The following is a 15,240-nucleotide window of genomic DNA, read 5'->3' as shown; positions in this document are numbered from 1 at the left end:
TTATAGCTTTACTTAACAAAAAGTCTCTTTTCAATTTTATGTTGACCACAGACTGTATCCCCCCTCGGAAGTATAGTTGTAAAATAGTACTAGGTCGGAGGAGTAATGGAATGACGGTTTTATCCACACAGAAATTTATTGCTCGTAACGCACTAATGGTTGCACTCATAATAGGATTTAGCACTGTTTTAGGGCTTATCCGGGAATCATCAATCGCCTATACGTTTGGGGCTTCTGGAATGACAGATGCCTATCTTGTTGCCGCAATTATTCCTACTTTTTTTTCTGGTACAATCAGCGGTTCGCTAACTAGCACTTTTATTACGGTCTATGCTAGTTACTTAGCTAAAGGTGAGGAAGAGAAAGCCTGGCGCACAACAAACATTGTCTTTTCCCTTTTCATTTTACTACTTGGAGCGTTGGGAACAATCTTTTTCCTTTTTGCGCCGTTCATCGTTCACCTGATTGCGCCAAGCTATGCTGGAAGTCGATTAAACCTCACGGTAGAGCTTACTCGCATAATGCTGCCGAATCTTTTCTTCGGCGGGCTTCTGGGAATCCTGGTGGGGGTGAACAACGCTCACCACTCATTCCTTGCTCCATCTTCGATCGGACTTATCTCTAATGTGTTTATTATCAGTAGCATCTTCACGCTAGGTAGGTTTTGGGGCATTTACGGACTGGCAGCGGGATCTGTTCTTGGGGTGCTGGGCCAGTTTTTGCTCCAACTACCTTCAGCTCGCAAGCATGGGTTTCACTACCGCTTTCTTTTGGATTTTTACGACCCTGGGGTGCGGGAGATGTTTACTTTGCTGACTCCATTTATAGTCTCAGCCGCGGTGGCTCAGGTGAACCTCATCGTCGACCGTACCTTAGCGACAGGGCTACCGGCGGGAAGGGTTTCTGCGCTGTATTTTGCCAGCAAATTGGTACTCCTGCCCCAGACTATCTTTAGCGGGGCGGTGGGTATGGTAGTCTATCCGCTCTTGGTCAATGCGGCAGCCCTCGAGGATTGGCCCCGCTTGGTCGAAGGGCTCAATCGAGCTGTACGTCTCCTCTTACTCGTCATTTTTCCAGCTGTTATCGGGCTCTACGTTCTCCGTTTCCCTCTCGTCCAGATGCTTTTTCAGCATGGAGTTTTTGATACGGAGGATACGCGGATTACGGCAGAGACCGTCCCATATCTGCTGGGTGTGCTCTTAACTGGGTCGATGGTAGGCATGCTGGTGAACGTTTATTTTGCCTTGAAAAAGATGGTTGTGGCAGTCGGAACCGGTGCCATGGCTTTATTGGTTAATATTTTCTTAAGTATCATCCTGGTTCGTTTACTGCAGCAGCGGGGGCTTGCTCTTGCCAACTCACTTTCGGGATTGACTAATTTAATCCTCCTTTTTCTCGGATTTTTTGTCGTGCTGAAGCTCCAGAAGAAGGCACCTCTGCCTTACCGGGCCTTAGTGGTCTTTGCCTTGCAGATCCTAGCGGCCGGAGGGCTTACGGGAGTAGTTGTTTATTTTGCTAATACGCTTTTGCACGGATATTGGGCTGGATTTAAAGGGTTAATCCTCAGCACCCTTTTAAGCGTCCTGGCTGGGCTGTTGGTCTATCTGGTACTGACTTATGTTTTTCGGGTTGAAGAAGTGTGCAAGGGGATCGCTTGGGTGAGAAGGAAGGTCGGACGGATTAAGGCAGTGAAGATCTTCCTAAATTAGTAATTATTTCTCGTCGGGGTCATTAGCGTAAACCTGAAGGAATTTATTATCTTCGGCCTCGGCCAGTGGTTAACTGTCAAATGCCAGCATAAGTAATGGAATATGGAGTTTTTAGATGAACCTAGAAACATTAATGGAAGAATTTTATACATTGGCAATAAAAGCTGGGACCGAAATACAAAAAATTTATGAGACGAATTTTAATATTGAAGTTAAAGAAGACAAATCCCCTTTGACTTTTGCTGATCGCAAATCTAATGAAATCATTATGACAGGGCTTAAAGCTAATTATTCGGAATATGCAATATTATCGGAAGAATCTAGAGATGATAAAAGTCGATTAGTTAATGACTTTTGCTTTATTGTTGATCCATTAGATGGGACAAAGGAGTTTATTAATAGAAATGGTCAATTTACGGTCAACATTGCATTAGCCTATAAGCATAAGATTATCATTGGTGTTATATACGTGCCTGTTACGGGTGACTTATATTTCGCCAGTAAAGATTATGGATCATATATAGAGAAAGTTCAAAACGGAGAAATTAGTCTGGAAAAAAGGAGACTTCAATTTACAGATAAAGTTGAAAATCTTATCATGGTATCCATCAAGTCTCATTCATCAGAAAAAGACGTTAAGCTAATTGAAGTGAATAATGACAAAATCAAAGAGACCGTATCGGCAGGTAGCTCACTAAAAGGCTGCTTGGTAGCTTCAGGTGAAGCAGATGTATATTATCGTTTCGGTTTACTTCGGAATGGGATACGGCAGCTATGCAGTGTATCGTTGAAGAAGCTGGGTGCATCTTTAGACAAATGGATGGGACCGAGATGCTTTATAATCGGGAAAACATCCTGAATGAAAAAGGGTTTTATGTTGTGAATAGAAAAGAGAATATATGGATTTAATTAACTGTGTATAGGTAATAAGAAAAAGAGGGTATATCGCCTTGAAAACCGTACTTAAATTGATTTTCTGCGGACCGGTTAATAGCGGAAAATCAACATTGGTCGAAAGAATATTTGGTAAGGAAAAATTAATAACTTCTAATTCTGTCGCGGAACCAGATAACAAAACTGGCATTCATGGTGAAGAAATTAACTATTCTTTTGACTATTTTTTAAACGACTTGCTAACCAAACAAGAAATTTTAAATAATATAAGTAGATATTATGAAACCGCAACTAAGTCTTTTATTGTTACCGATGCTCCTGGTGATGAGCAAACTTTGTGTGAGATAGCTCTGGGGGCTTTTCTTTCAAATCTGGCTGTTATTGTCTTAGATGGTGTCCAAGGTGTGTCTGAGCAACTTAAAAGACAACTGAAAATTTGCACTTTGATGGGCATTCATCACATTGTTGTGGTTGTAAATAAGATGGATTTGCTTCATTATGATTTTTATAGATTTAGGGAAATTAGACAGGACTTTTTAAGTCTTACAGCTGATTTTAACATGAAAAGTATCGAGTTCATTCCGGTTTCGGGAACTGAAGGCGATAATGTTATCAAGCCATCTAATCATATGTCCTGGAATGAAGGGTTACCTTTACTTTCTTATCTCGAAGAGATCGAAACAAACTCAAAATCGAACAGCGAAAGTTTTGTCATGTTAGTCCAAAAGGTGACAAACCTAAAATTTAATGATTCCTTCAGAGAACTTCAGGGACAGATAGAATCTGGGACCATTTCTGTTGGTGATGAGGTTCTTACTCTTCCGAGCAGACAAAAGGCCAAAATAAAAGGTATTTATACGGATAGTAAAAAAGATCAGGCATTTATGGGGCAAGCAGTTACTATTTGCATTGACAAAGAAGTGGATGTAGCAAGAGGATGTGTATTAGTTAAAGAAGCAAATCTTCAAATTGCTGACATGTTTACCGCTACAATCCTTTGGTTGGATAACATAGAGCTTGTTGCTGGGAAAAGCTACCTTATTAGGGTAGGGGCCAAAGTTCTGACAGCTACGGTAATGGCTCTTAAATATAAAATTGACATAAACACTGGCAATAGGATTAGTGTCAATAGTGTATTCAGGAGTGAGCTGGCAGTATGTGATATAGCTCTGTCTGAAAATATAGTGTTTGATAAAATTAAGAATAACAAGTCATTAGGGTCTCTTAGTTTAATCGACAAGATTACAAATAAAACCTCCGCATTGGGGGTTATTGAACATTCATTAAGAAGATCAACGAATGTTGTGTGGCAGAATACTGATATCACTCGAGAAATCCGTGCACAACAAAAGTGCCAAAAACCGCTGACTCTATGGTTCACGGGCTTATCAGGTTCCGGGAAGTCTACCCTTGCAAATGAAGTAGAGAAAGGGCTCGTTGCCATGGGCAAACATACTATGTTGCTTGATGGTGATAATGTCAGACACGGTTTGAATAAAAATTTAGGTTTTAAAGAGGCTGACAGAATTGAAAATATCAGAAGGATTGCCGAAGTCGCTAAGCTAATGAATGATGCAGGAATTATCACTCTTACGGCATTTATCTCGCCATATAAAGATGATCGGGAAAACGCCAGAAGGATTATTGGCAAAGAATTTGTAGAAATATATGTAAGTACACCTCTCGAAGAATGTGAAAAAAGAGATGTAAAAGGACTTTACAAAAAAGCCAGAGCTGGTGAGATCCCCAATTTCACCGGAATTTCTAGTCCTTATGAAGCGCCGGATAATCCTGATATTGAGATCGATACGAGTAAGTTTTCTATCGAGACTGCAGCAGATATTGTTATCAAACATATTTTGAAGTACAGCAATGGGCTCCTATTCAGTCATCCTTACCTTGAGATGGTTCCCGTACGCTAAACAAAAGCCTTACTCGCCGGAACGACTCCCAGTAGTCCCCGTTCCGGGCATAATGGATAACCATGTTCACTTGCTTATTGAGACAATGGATAGGTTACACTAAAATAGACAGTTCTCTTGTAAGCGTCAAATCTAACGACACATAGCTCACACGCTTTTTCTGTGAGAAACTATGGTAGCGAGAGTATCCTGAGATATCGCGAGAACTCTCAGTAGCTCTTAATACTACTCGCAGGAGAGGATGAAAAATGGAACTGCAAAAGGTAAAACATGAGAGAGCTAAAAGTGGAGAAATGGCGCAAGCTTATCTATGAATGTCGGAACAGCGGACAAACAATTCGCACTTGGTGCAACGAGCACAATATTAGTCCTCAGACCTTTTATCGGTGGCAGCGTGTTGTTTGGGACGCAGGGACACAAAACCTTCTTGAAGGGTCAAAGCGGCAGCCGGTTATGATACTGGATGAGACAGCGGTATTTGCCGAATACCCGTTGTCGGCTCCGATTCAGAGCGCGCCTGCATCTACGGCTGCCGTCATCCTTCATCTCGATGCTGTCACACTGGAAATTCAAAACGGGGTCAGTTCAGAAACCGTGGAAGCTGTCCTAAGAGCGGTGAAGGCGCTGTGTTAGATGTCACACGCGCTGCGCACGTGTATCTGGCCTGCGGCTACACAGACCTACGGCGGGGCATTGACGGACTGGCAGCTATGGTTCAGCAACGCTTTCAGCTTGACCCCTTCTCGGACAGTCTGTTTCTGTTCTGCGGCCGGAGAACCGACCGTATTAAAGCGCTCTACTGGGAGGAAGACGGGTTCGTGCTTCTGTATAAGCGGTTGGAGAACGGGCGTTTCCAATGGCCGAGAACCCCGGAAGACGTCCGTGTACTCACGGAGCAGCAGTTCCGCTGGCTCATGGAAGGACTCTCCATCGACCAGCCCAAAGCCCTGCGTCCGATGAAGGATTTGAGTATTGTTTAGCGCCGGAAAGCCTTTGAAATACGACTTTTTCATTGTTTTTCGAGGAAAAATATGGTATAATTCAAGTATGAAAAACGCGAATGAAACCGTTAAAGACAGCGTCGAAATCGTCACGATTTCGCGCACAGAATACAATGAATATCTTTCACTGAAGACCCAAAACGCTGAATTGTCGCGTCAGGTAGAGTGGTTTCTGGAACAACTGCGCCTGACCCGGCAAAAACGTTTTGGGTCTTCGTCTGAGCAAAGCAAATATGACGAGTGGGAGCAGCCGAACCTATTCAATGAAGCGGAAGTCTTCGCAGACGAAGCCATGCCGGAACCAGAGCTAACCGACGTTAAAAAACACGTTCGGAAGAAGCGCCGAGAAACGAAGGAAAAGCTACCAGAGGATCTGCCCGTCGAAACCACCGAGCATTTTCTGCCGAAGGAAGAGCGAAACTGCCCGGTATGCAGCGACGAACTGCAAATCATCGGTAAGACCGTACAGCGACGGCTAAAAATCATTCCGGCCAGCGCGGTAATCCTGGAGGATATTTATTATACCTATGCCTGCCGAACCTGCGAAAAAACCGGAACTAACGTCCCCGTGATTAGAACGCCACAGAGAAACAATGTCATCAAAGGCAGCTTTGCCTCACCGGAGGCGGTGGCGCACATCATCACGCAAAAGTTTGTCATGGGAGCCCCGCTGTACCGGCAGGAACAAGCCTTTTTGCGCCAGGGAATAACGCTTTCGCGACAAACCTTGTCCAACTGGGTACTGAAAAGCACCGAGGACTGGCTGGAGCCCATCTATCGTGAACTGCATCGAAGGCTTTGCGCCCGGCAGGTACTGCATGGGGATGAATTATGTAAAGCTTCACATAATTCGTCTTATGTAGAGCCGTATATTATGTAGTACTCGCCGGAACGGCTCCCGGTGGTCACCGTTCCGGGCAGGTTCCGGGAACCTTTCTTTTCCTATAAGTTTCGACAATATTTTAGAAAAGAGTAATAAGTTAGGTCACTAGAATAATGCCGGGATGTTAGCCCATCCCAGTTTATATTACGACGAAATACTTACCATTATTAGACGTTACTTTTTAGGTCAATTCAAGTTAGTTGGGGCTAAGTATTATACTCCCCGGAACCTTCCTTTTCTTTCGTATACACCATATAAGTAAATATAGGAATTAGCCAATTTTAAATAAAGCTATTGGCAAAGCGGATTCATAACTTATGCAACAATAATGACCCCACATATATAATGAAAGATTAACAATTTATATGTTTCACAATATAAATTTATGAAACTTGTTAATCTGAAGAGAATATTAAAAAACGACTTTGAATTCCCATTCCACCGAGTTTTTTGCTATGGGCATATAGTGTAATAGAGTTGGGGTGAGGAAATGCCAAGGAAAAAGAGATGCTAGGTCCCTGGAGATATATATCATATTACATGTCGGGGCAATCATCGGCAGAACATCTTTCGAGATGATGAGGATCGTGAATTTTATCTTATTGTTTTGAAGCGGTTTAGGTCTATTACTCCCTACGTACTTCATACTTATTGCTTGATGGATAACCATGTTCATTTGCTTATTGAGACAATTTCGGATATAAAACAGCTTCAGTAACAATAAGGAATTGTCTTCATTTAAAATTCATCTTGAATAACTATTACTTTGCCATTGCTTAAATAAACAGTTCTGCCAGAGTCATAAATCCATTTCTCTCTTACACTATAAGCGGTAGTAGTTTGGTTTACCTTTGTTGGTTTTCCCCATGAGGATTCCAGCACTTGATCAGATGTCATTCCGATTTTAGGTTCTGAAGGGGGTTCGGGAAAGCTAGTTGTTAGATGAGCTAAATTTTCCTTTTGCAGTTCTACCTTTTCTCGCTCCAATTTGGTTGCGTAAACTTTAATATCCTCAACAAATTCACCGTTATAATCAGAGGGCAGAAAATTTAGTGTAATTGTTGAGTGAGGATTTTTGGTTTTAATATCTTTGGCATAAGCATAACACCATAATATAAACGAGTTTTTATAACCCTTTGGACTGCTATGAGCTAAATTATCCAAAATCTCCGCGGCTTCGGACCATTCTTGTTGATTTATCAATTTAATACTATTTCTGTATGCTATTTCATAGTTCCGCTCTTTTAGATAAGAAACTATTTTGGGTTGTACAAAAGTAATAGATATTAAAACTATTATCATGACTAGAATTATTACAATTAAAATGATAAGTAATACATCGTTTAGCATCAATGTCTTCCTTCCGAAATATTCTCTGTTATAAACTATACCATTAGTTAATATTATTAATCTGCCGAAATTTGTAAATGGTGAATGTTTAATATCCGAAAAATTACTCGCCTGAACCTATTCTGAATAAAATCTTCTTGATCGTAATAATATCTTAGGATGAAACCTGGCGGAGGTTGCTTATGAAAATAAAAAAGAAATTATTAACATTTGAGTTAGTTTCATAATTCATACCCCTTGATATAAGCGGGCTTTTTACCCGTAAAAAAGGAGTACCTCCCCAAAATCTCGAAAGTGTAAGTGACCAAACAAACACCGAGAGGTTGAAAGGAGAACTCCCAATGTTTAGTATTCGCCAAGAACGTCTATTTTCCTTGGAAGAAATCTTAGAAATGTCACCGAAAGAATCGTATCCGCTTCTATTGGAACCGCTGAATATTACTCCTTTGTTGAGAGTGGTTTCAAAAAAGGGCATTTTTGGGAGCTCCAACCACGCTTAACTATTCAGCCATGATCTATTCTTTATTCATTCGAGTGATCGAACGAATTCCTACGATCAAAGATTTACGAAAACGATTAAAAAACAGCTTGGAATTCCGTTTCGACTGCGGCTTTACGATGGCTGATGCAGTTCCTAGCGAGTCCTCTTATACTCGAATGATTCAAAAAATCAAGGGTTCTTCTGCTTTGGAAAAAATTCAAAATGAACTAGTCTCTCAGGCGTTTCAAGAAGGCTTCATCGATGGGGATGTTATAGCCATCGATGCTACTCATATTGAAGCGAGAGACCGTAAACCTGAGAAAAAGAAAGACGAAGAGATTCCTGTCAAGCAAACCTCCAAAAAACGCGGACGAAAACCCAAATCGGAACGGGAGAAATGGCTCAAAGAACAACAGGAACTGGAAGAGAATCGACCCCTCTTTGAGAAGAAAATTGAAGCTCAACTTCCTCTTGATTTCAAGACGATCGAACAGCAAATCCCGCAAGATCCTCACTGGGGAATTAAGAAAAACTCCGAGGGCAAAAACGTCTTTTGGTTCGGGTTCAAAGGTCATCTTCTCGTGGACTGTAAAAGCCAATACATTTTAAAGTCCTTACTTTCTTCGGGAAATGTCAATGATGGCAAAATGGCGATTCCTCTACTCAAGGCTCTTCATGAACTTCACCCCCAGCTGAAGCCTTCCTATTCGCTTTTGGATGCTGGTTACGATTACAGCTCAATTTACCAACAAGCAAAAGCCATGGGGTCAAGGGCCCTGATTGATTACAATCCACGCAATGAACAACTACCCGAAGACAAGGACAAATACTTTTGCCCTAAGTGTCAAGAAGGTCATTCCTACCGATATGATAGCTATGATTCCCGATACGACACGTTGAAATATACTCAACCCAAGGAGTGCAAAGAGTGTCCTCTGAAAGAAAACAACCAGTGTCAAAAGGTATTCAAGGTTAAGGTTTCCTCAGACCCCAGAAAATACACCGTTCCAGCCAGAGGAAGTGGGCGCTACTTTGAACTCTATAAACAGAGAACAGCAGTAGAACGTGTTAATGCTTATCTCAAAGAGTACTTTCAGTTAAACAACATTCGACATCGAGGAAACGTAGCCAAAGTCGACTTCGAGTTTTCTATCTGACCTATACCCTCTGCAAATTAGCCGTAGACCGATTGAACAAGTTCAAACGTATAGCTGCAGCATAAATCTTCAAAAAATGTTACTAACGAAATTCTGAAGGCCTGAGCTTTAACAATTAAACATTATGAAATTGACTCATTTATATGTTGTCTGCTAATGCTCATAGCGATTGGTGCCCTCTGGGGTTATCAACAGTATTTTGCGCCCAACCAACAGGTTAAGAAACAACTCACCAATCAGTTTGGGGCGGATTATTTTACTTCCTTTAATACTGAAGAAGCTGGCAGTGGTTCTGGGGCGGAAAGTGGTCCGACGGTAAAGGATAATGCCAAGAACAATAATGCCAATACTCGCCGGAACGGCTCCCGGTGATCCCCGTTCCGGAAAGGTTCCAGGAACTTCTGTTATCTTGGATATTTCGACAATTCGATGCTACTACTGTCCTTAAGAGTCTCTCGTTCGTTAGTCCTTCCCCGAGTCTGACCATCACGTAATTCTGACAATCAAATGTTACACTAGGCCATTAAGTATCATAAAGGGATAATAAAACCTCCTGATGAAAGGAGGTAATTGCATACTTAGTTTTTCTTCCAGTATATATTTTGACGCTTATGTTTAATGCCATCAATCCAAACGATTGAATTCTGTTCATCCACATCAAGAATTAAAATCACTTGATAGAGTCCAAGTCTTGCCCAATAACCTTCTAATTTTCCGTAAGGTATTTGCTTCGCAGTAAGAGTTGGTAAATGAGATAACCGAGTGAATGAATCATTAAAAATGCGCTCCTTAACTTCGGGAGGATAAGACAACATGTTTGCAAGTTCATCTAAACCGGTCTGTGATCAGTATACTTTAAACATTTTGTCCACGCTCAAACTCCTTGATTCTTTCGCGCAAATACTCTAGCCCTGCTTGATGATCATATACTCTTCCGGATTTCCGATCATCACGGCTGTGTTCTATCTGGTGAATTAAATTAGTATCATCAGCTAAGGATTCGATATCTATGCTATCTTCGTTTTCCTCTTCGATCCAAACGTTTACATTAAATTCATCTTTAATGACTTGAACAAGGTCTGATATTCCTAATATTTCTTTGTGCCTAAATTTTTCGAGAAGCTGATTTGTTGTAATGTATTTCATGAATATCACCCACCTTTATAGACTCATTATACAGGATGATGGAAATTAATTCACGTAAAATCTGACATTAATACTCGCTGGAACGGCTCCCAGTGGTCTCCGTTCCGGGTAGGTTCCCGGAACCTTTCTTTTCTTCAAAAATTCGACATTATGTTCGGTCAATTCAGTGTAAGGGTGAGTGACAGATGGATTACAATAAGTTCATTGAAAGAGCAAGACTTGAAAGGCTTTATAAATACAATGGAGAGTTAAGTGAAGAAATAAAGAAGTATGCTTTGGAATTAATTGAAACATGCTCAAGAATTGGGCTAGACAATGTCAGCTTTATTTATAAACGGATCATGCCAACGTATTTCTTGGAGTTTGAAAGCGGTATATGGAAATTATGCATAGGCATGGATACATACCAATTGACTAATGGAGAGTTTGAGTTGATAGAAACCTTGGGAGCTAACTAACGGTTGTAATAGTACTCTCCAGAATGGTTAACGGTTCGGCCATTTTAGTACTCGCCGGAACGGCTCCCGGTGGTCTCCCGGGCAGGTTCCCGGAACCTTTCTTTTCTTCGAAAGTTCGACATATTTTATTGCAACTGTGGAGCTATAAGTAACTGAGTACCAATGAAAAGACGATAGGTTATAGACTTTTGGTAATTAGTTCAATACTACCTGATCTCATCTAAAAAGAACGGGTTTCTTATACAACCATAATAATGGTATAATATGGGTGAGAGTTACGAATAAGGTTGTTTCACAATGAAATAGAAATAATTTAAGGAATTTGTTAATTTTGACTTGAATTCCCATTCTGCCAAGTTCTTTGCTATGGGCATTATAGTGTAATAGAGTTGGGGTGAGGAAATGCCAAGGAAAAAGAGGTGCTGGGTCCCTGGAGATATATATCATATTACATGTCGGGGCAATCATCAGCAGAACATCTTTCGAGATGATGAGGATCGCGAATTTTATCTTATAGTTTTGAAACGGTTAAGGTCAATTACTCCTTACGTACTTCACACTTATTGCTTAATGGATAACCATGTTCATTTGCTTATTGAGACAACAACCGTTGATATATCTAAGGTTATGTACCGCATAAATAAGGACTATGCTGTTTACTTTAATCAGAAGTACCATTTTGTCGGGCATCTTTTTCAAGGACGTTTTCGCTGGGAATTAGTTGATAACGATCCTTATTTTCTTGAAGTTAGCCGATATATTCATCTTAATCCAGTTAAAGCTGAGATGGTGCTAAGACCTAATGAGTATAAATGGAGTAGTTATCAATCCTATTCTCAGGAAGAGTTAGAAGATATCTTGGTAGATACACAGAAACTGTTAGGTTATTTTATAGAACCTAAGAGGATCAGGTATCAAAGATTTGTCGAAGACGGGGTTATTCAGGATGTCATAGGTCTATTGAAATAATATGAGCTCTTCGTTGACAACGAGGGTTTTTTTGTGTTCCCGCCGAAGTAGTATTAACGAGGAGGTGCCAAAACGTACGAAATGATCCATTCGTTACGTAAGTGTAACGTAGCAAGGGAAGCCTCCCCGGTGATTGGACTAACGTTAGGAAGCTGATGCCGTCATATAATATACCACAATGAAAAATATTAAACAGTTATAGGAAAGTGATAGGAAAAATGGGAAGTGATGGAGAATAGCTATTTTGATGACCAGGTAAATATAATATGTGCAATTTTTTAGTTTGTTTTTCTAAACACAAAGTTATGAAATTGAGATGATTTTCTATTTGCTTTAAGGATTGAGGTGGTTAGATAAAATGGCAACAGTTGTCCGGTCCTTTGCTTTGTCTGGGGTTAATGCGTATTCTGTGACGGTAGAGACTGTGACACTATATGGCCAGCCTTCGGTGAATATCGTTGGCATGGGTGACACCGCGGTTAAAGAGGCTGCTCATCGATTAGAGGCATCCTTGACTTATGGGAGTTTCGAATTTCCGAAACTTAAGGTTGTGATTAATTTAGCTCCGAGTGGGATCAAGAAAAGTGGCTCACATTTCGATCTGGCAATGGCTGTAAGTCTTTTGCTTGAGGCAGGACAAGTGTTGGTGGATCGAGATAAGCTGTATGATTCCGCATTTATAGGAGAACTTTCCCTGAATGCGGAGTTGCGCTCAGTTAGCGGAGTCCTGCCGATGGTCATGGCGGCAAGAGAAAGTGGAATCAAACGGATTTTTATTCCCTTTGAAAATAACCGAGAGGCTAGTCTCGTTAAAGGTTTGGATATCTATGCTTTTAAATCTCTTATCGAAGTGGTCGAATTTTTACAAGGAAAACAAGAGTACTATTGTCCGACCTTTGAAGAAGCGGAGAAGACCTCTGATTCTTATGAAGGCCTTGACTTTGCTGATGTTCGCGGTCAGGATGTTCTGATCGAATATATTGTTGCAGCAGTGGCTGGGGGACATAATATCCTCATGATTGGCTCTCCGGGGTGCGGGAAATCTATGATTGCGAAAAGGATATCGACTATTATGCCAGAGCTTAGCGAGGAAGAGGCACTTGAGATTACAAGAATCTATAGTGTAACTGGTCATTTGCGTGAACGTGGAAGTTTAATTGAAAAACGTCCTTTTCGCTCACCACATCATAATGCTTCGATGAATTCCCTTGTCGGTGGTGGGAGTCCAGTTGTACCCGGTGAAATATCATTGGCGCATAATGGGATTCTTTTTCTTGATGAAATCGCAGAATTTGATAAAAAAAGTCTGGACGCTCTTCGGCAGCCAATGGAAGATAAAGTCGTTACAGTTTCAAGAGTGAAAAGTATAGGAGTATTCCCGGCGAACTTTATGCTTGTTGCTGCTATGAATCCATGTCCGTGTGGATATTACGGGCAATCGCGCTGCCGGTGCACAGATTATGAGGTGCTTAAATACAGACAGAAATTATCTGGGCCCATTCTGGATAGGATTGAAGTCCATAAATACGTTCAACCTGTAAATTTTCTGAATTTATCAATGCAGGAGAAAGGACGAAGTTCGGCTGAACTCAGAGAAAGGGTTCAGAAGGCTAGGCGAATTCAGCAAGAAAGGTTCAATGGAATTCCCAATGTCAATTCGAATGCCCAAATGAGCGAAGCGATGATCAAAGAGTTTTGCAAGCTTGATGAAGAGAGCAATAAATTGTTAAGAGTGGCCTTTGAAAAGTTTCATTACAGTGCTAGAACCTACAACAAATTTCTTAAGACAGCAAGAACGTTTGCAGACCTCGAGGAATCAGAGGTCATTCGTAAAAAAGATATTAGTGCTGCTTTGATGAGCCGTGATTTAGACAAAGATCGAAGCGGCATGCTTGTCGTTTAGAGAATTTGGGGGTCTTACGTGATTACATATTGGTTGTGGCTTATAAATCTAAAGGGTATAGGACCAGTAACTATACGGAAACTTGTAGACAGATTGGGTTCACCTATGGCAGTTTATCAGGCATCGATAGAAGAATTGCAAAATATTAAGGGCCTGAAGTTAGGTCAAATTGAGACGTTATTGAGTCAACATTCATTAGAAAGTGCTCAACGAATTGAAGATTACATGCAGAGAAATGGGATTAATCTTTTAACTTATGACGATCCCTATTTTCCTCCCTATATAAATGAATTTCCAGGCCTTCCGGCAATACTCTACTATCGCGGGAAATTGCGTACTTTGACGTCAAGTATTGGGATTGTTGGAAGTCGACGATGTACCGCTTATGGCAAGGAAGTAACTGCTGATGCCGCTGCCTTTCTAGGACATGCAGGCATGACAGTCGTGAGCGGAATGGCTAAGGGCATCGATAGTTACGCTCATACGGCTTGCTTAAAGGCTGGTGGATATACCTTAGCTCTGGTGGCGAATGGAGTGGATATTTGCTACCCTCCTGAACATCAAATGCTAATGGAAGAAATTGTTGAAAGCGGAGCTGTAATTTCTTCATATCCTCCTGGGACGAGACCCAGGCAAGAATATTTTCCAGAAAGGAATAAGCTTTTAGCTGCTTGGGTAGAAAAGCTTTTAGTAGTGGAGGCTGCCGATCGAAGCGGAGCTCTGATTACAGCTGAATACGCGATGTGGTTTAAGCATAGGGTATATGCTGTACCCAATAGTATTTATAGTCCGGAAAGTTTAGGAACTAATCGGTTGCTTTTGCACGGGGCGGAGGTCTATCTTGGACCCGATCAATTACTTAAAAAGTGTAAAAAGGAAGACTCAAACAACTCGTTGCTTAAAAAACCACAAAAGAGTAAGGCTTTAAAGAAGCAAAGGCAAAATAGATGCGATTCAAATAAACTTCAAGAGCAGGTTATACTTGATCGACTTGACCAGGTACAAGATATAAACGACCTTCTTGATGTATGTAACGGTGATATTAGTGGCTTAATTGAATTGCTTTGCAGAATGGAGCTTGAGGGAAAAGTCTCGATATTAGGACAGAAGGTAAAGAGATTGTCTGAAGTTGAGTAAAATTATCAGAATTGATTGATAGAACCAGGTTGTTAGATTTACAGATGCCTGTACTGGGTGTGAAGTTCCAGGACCCTTTTTTTGGACCCTTTCTTTTCCGTCGAAATACTTATTATTAGTATACTTTACTTTCTAGGCCAATAAAATTAGTTGGAGCTAATTATAACTAAACCTAAACCTAAACCTAACTTTCGGTCTCGACCGAAATCTAAATAATACCATTATGCAAG

At 41.0% G+C, this 15,240-nt stretch carries 15 protein-coding genes and 3 pseudogenes; 15 read left to right on the top strand and 3 right to left on the bottom strand.

Annotated elements, in window-relative coordinates:
- The first annotated feature begins 110 nt into the window (after positions 1-110).
- From murJ to DESACI_RS25305, 9 genes and pseudogenes are all read left to right on the top strand, one after another.
- Entirely contained in the window at positions 111-1,709 is a 1,599-nt protein-coding gene (gene murJ / locus DESACI_RS20360; RefSeq protein WP_014829112.1) for a murein biosynthesis integral membrane protein MurJ, read from the top strand.
- Positions 1,710-1,824: 115 nt separating this feature from the next.
- Positions 1,825-2,397 (top strand): annotated as a pseudogene (locus DESACI_RS20355) (3'(2'),5'-bisphosphate nucleotidase CysQ family protein); the annotation flags it as partial.
- A gap of 86 nt (positions 2,398-2,483) precedes the next feature.
- Entirely contained in the window at positions 2,484-2,618 is a 135-nt protein-coding gene (locus DESACI_RS25855) for a hypothetical protein (RefSeq protein WP_282434143.1), read from the top strand.
- 41 nt (positions 2,619-2,659) lie between these two features.
- A pseudogene (locus tag DESACI_RS25850) lies at positions 2,660-3,868 on the top strand (GTP-binding protein); the annotation flags it as partial.
- A 6-nt stretch (positions 3,869-3,874) separates the two neighbouring features.
- Positions 3,875-4,525, top strand: coding sequence for an adenylyl-sulfate kinase (gene cysC / locus DESACI_RS25700; RefSeq protein WP_345788497.1), 651 nt, complete (start codon positions 3,875-3,877; stop codon positions 4,523-4,525).
- Positions 4,526-4,795: 270 nt separating this feature from the next.
- Positions 4,796-5,158 (top strand): IS66 family insertion sequence element accessory protein TnpA, encoded by a 363-nt coding sequence (tnpA, locus tag DESACI_RS20345; RefSeq protein WP_014829109.1) that lies wholly within the window; start codon positions 4,796-4,798, stop codon positions 5,156-5,158.
- Positions 5,152-5,505: an IS66 family insertion sequence element accessory protein TnpB gene (gene tnpB / locus DESACI_RS20340; protein WP_014829108.1), complete on the top strand. Its 354-nt coding sequence runs from the start codon at positions 5,152-5,154 to the stop codon at positions 5,503-5,505. The genes tnpA and tnpB overlap by 7 nt, the downstream gene beginning before the upstream one ends.
- Entirely contained in the window at positions 5,498-6,406 is a 909-nt protein-coding gene (locus tag DESACI_RS20335; protein ID WP_014829107.1) for an IS66 family transposase, read from the top strand. The genes tnpB and DESACI_RS20335 overlap by 8 nt, the downstream gene beginning before the upstream one ends.
- A 529-nt stretch (positions 6,407-6,935) precedes the next feature.
- Positions 6,936-7,127: a transposase gene (locus DESACI_RS25305; RefSeq protein WP_345788496.1), complete on the top strand. Its 192-nt coding sequence runs from the start codon at positions 6,936-6,938 to the stop codon at positions 7,125-7,127.
- Positions 7,128-7,147: 20 nt separating this feature from the next.
- Here the strand turns inward: DESACI_RS25305 and DESACI_RS20325 are convergent, their stop codons facing one another.
- On the bottom strand, positions 7,148-7,759 hold the full coding sequence (locus DESACI_RS20325) for a hypothetical protein (protein WP_014829106.1): 612 nt from the start codon (positions 7,757-7,759) through the stop codon (positions 7,148-7,150).
- A 341-nt stretch (positions 7,760-8,100) separates the two neighbouring features.
- Here DESACI_RS20325 and DESACI_RS20320 point away from each other — a divergent pair.
- Together DESACI_RS20320 and DESACI_RS20315 are read left to right on the top strand one after the other, a co-directional pair.
- Positions 8,101-9,462: pseudogene (locus tag DESACI_RS20320) on the top strand (transposase).
- Between the two features lie 91 nt (positions 9,463-9,553).
- Complete coding sequence (locus tag DESACI_RS20315; protein ID WP_041276156.1) at positions 9,554-9,769, top strand: hypothetical protein; 216 nt, start codon at positions 9,554-9,556, stop codon at positions 9,767-9,769.
- 206 nt (positions 9,770-9,975) lie between these two features.
- On the opposite strand, the gene DESACI_RS20310 is transcribed toward DESACI_RS20315, so the two are convergent.
- Positions 9,976-10,212 (bottom strand): hypothetical protein, encoded by a 237-nt coding sequence (locus DESACI_RS20310; RefSeq protein ID WP_041276155.1) that lies wholly within the window; start codon positions 10,210-10,212, stop codon positions 9,976-9,978.
- A 40-nt stretch (positions 10,213-10,252) separates the two neighbouring features.
- Positions 10,253-10,543 carry a hypothetical protein gene (locus DESACI_RS23255; protein WP_014829105.1) on the bottom strand — a complete coding sequence of 97 codons (291 nt, stop codon included), beginning with the start codon at positions 10,541-10,543 and terminating at the stop codon, positions 10,253-10,255.
- A gap of 185 nt (positions 10,544-10,728) precedes the next feature.
- Between DESACI_RS23255 and DESACI_RS20300 the strand changes: the two genes are divergently transcribed.
- The 4 genes from DESACI_RS20300 (at position 10,729) to dprA (ending at position 15,010) form a co-directional block, all read left to right on the top strand.
- Entirely contained in the window at positions 10,729-11,001 is a 273-nt protein-coding gene (locus tag DESACI_RS20300; protein ID WP_041276154.1) for a hypothetical protein, read from the top strand.
- 402 nt (positions 11,002-11,403) lie between these two features.
- Positions 11,404-11,970, top strand: coding sequence for a transposase (locus DESACI_RS20295; protein ID WP_014829104.1), 567 nt, complete (start codon positions 11,404-11,406; stop codon positions 11,968-11,970).
- A gap of 358 nt (positions 11,971-12,328) precedes the next feature.
- Positions 12,329-13,873 (top strand): YifB family Mg chelatase-like AAA ATPase, encoded by a 1,545-nt coding sequence (locus DESACI_RS20290; protein ID WP_014829103.1) that lies wholly within the window; start codon positions 12,329-12,331, stop codon positions 13,871-13,873.
- A gap of 18 nt (positions 13,874-13,891) precedes the next feature.
- Positions 13,892-15,010, top strand: a complete 1,119-nt coding sequence (gene dprA / locus DESACI_RS20285) for a DNA-processing protein DprA (protein WP_014829102.1) — start codon at positions 13,892-13,894, stop codon at positions 15,008-15,010.
- The last annotated feature ends 230 nt before the right edge of the window (positions 15,011-15,240 follow it).

It is taken from the genome of Desulfosporosinus acidiphilus SJ4 (assembly GCF_000255115.2).
Taxonomy (GTDB): Bacteria; Bacillota; Desulfitobacteriia; order Desulfitobacteriales; family Desulfitobacteriaceae; genus Desulfosporosinus; species Desulfosporosinus acidiphilus.
This window is presented reverse-complemented; position numbering and strand designations above follow the sequence as displayed.

Coding starts and splice junctions, on each gene's coding strand:
- murJ (WP_014829112.1), top strand. CDS start 111: ATGACGGTTTTATCCACACAGAAATTTATTGCTCGTAACGCACTAATG.
- DESACI_RS25855 (WP_282434143.1), top strand. CDS start 2,484: ATGCAGTGTATCGTTGAAGAAGCTGGGTGCATCTTTAGACAAATGGAT.
- tnpA (WP_014829109.1), top strand. CDS start 4,796: ATGAGAGAGCTAAAAGTGGAGAAATGGCGCAAGCTTATCTATGAATGT.
- DESACI_RS20325 (WP_014829106.1), bottom strand. CDS start 7,759: ATGCTAAACGATGTATTACTTATCATTTTAATTGTAATAATTCTAGTC.
- DESACI_RS20315 (WP_041276156.1), top strand. CDS start 9,554: ATGCTCATAGCGATTGGTGCCCTCTGGGGTTATCAACAGTATTTTGCG.
- DESACI_RS20310 (WP_041276155.1), bottom strand. CDS start 10,212: ATGTTGTCTTATCCTCCCGAAGTTAAGGAGCGCATTTTTAATGATTCA.
- DESACI_RS23255 (WP_014829105.1), bottom strand. CDS start 10,543: ATGAAATACATTACAACAAATCAGCTTCTCGAAAAATTTAGGCACAAA.
- DESACI_RS20300 (WP_041276154.1), top strand. CDS start 10,729: ATGGATTACAATAAGTTCATTGAAAGAGCAAGACTTGAAAGGCTTTAT.
- DESACI_RS20295 (WP_014829104.1), top strand. CDS start 11,404: ATGCCAAGGAAAAAGAGGTGCTGGGTCCCTGGAGATATATATCATATT.
- DESACI_RS20290 (WP_014829103.1), top strand. CDS start 12,329: ATGGCAACAGTTGTCCGGTCCTTTGCTTTGTCTGGGGTTAATGCGTAT.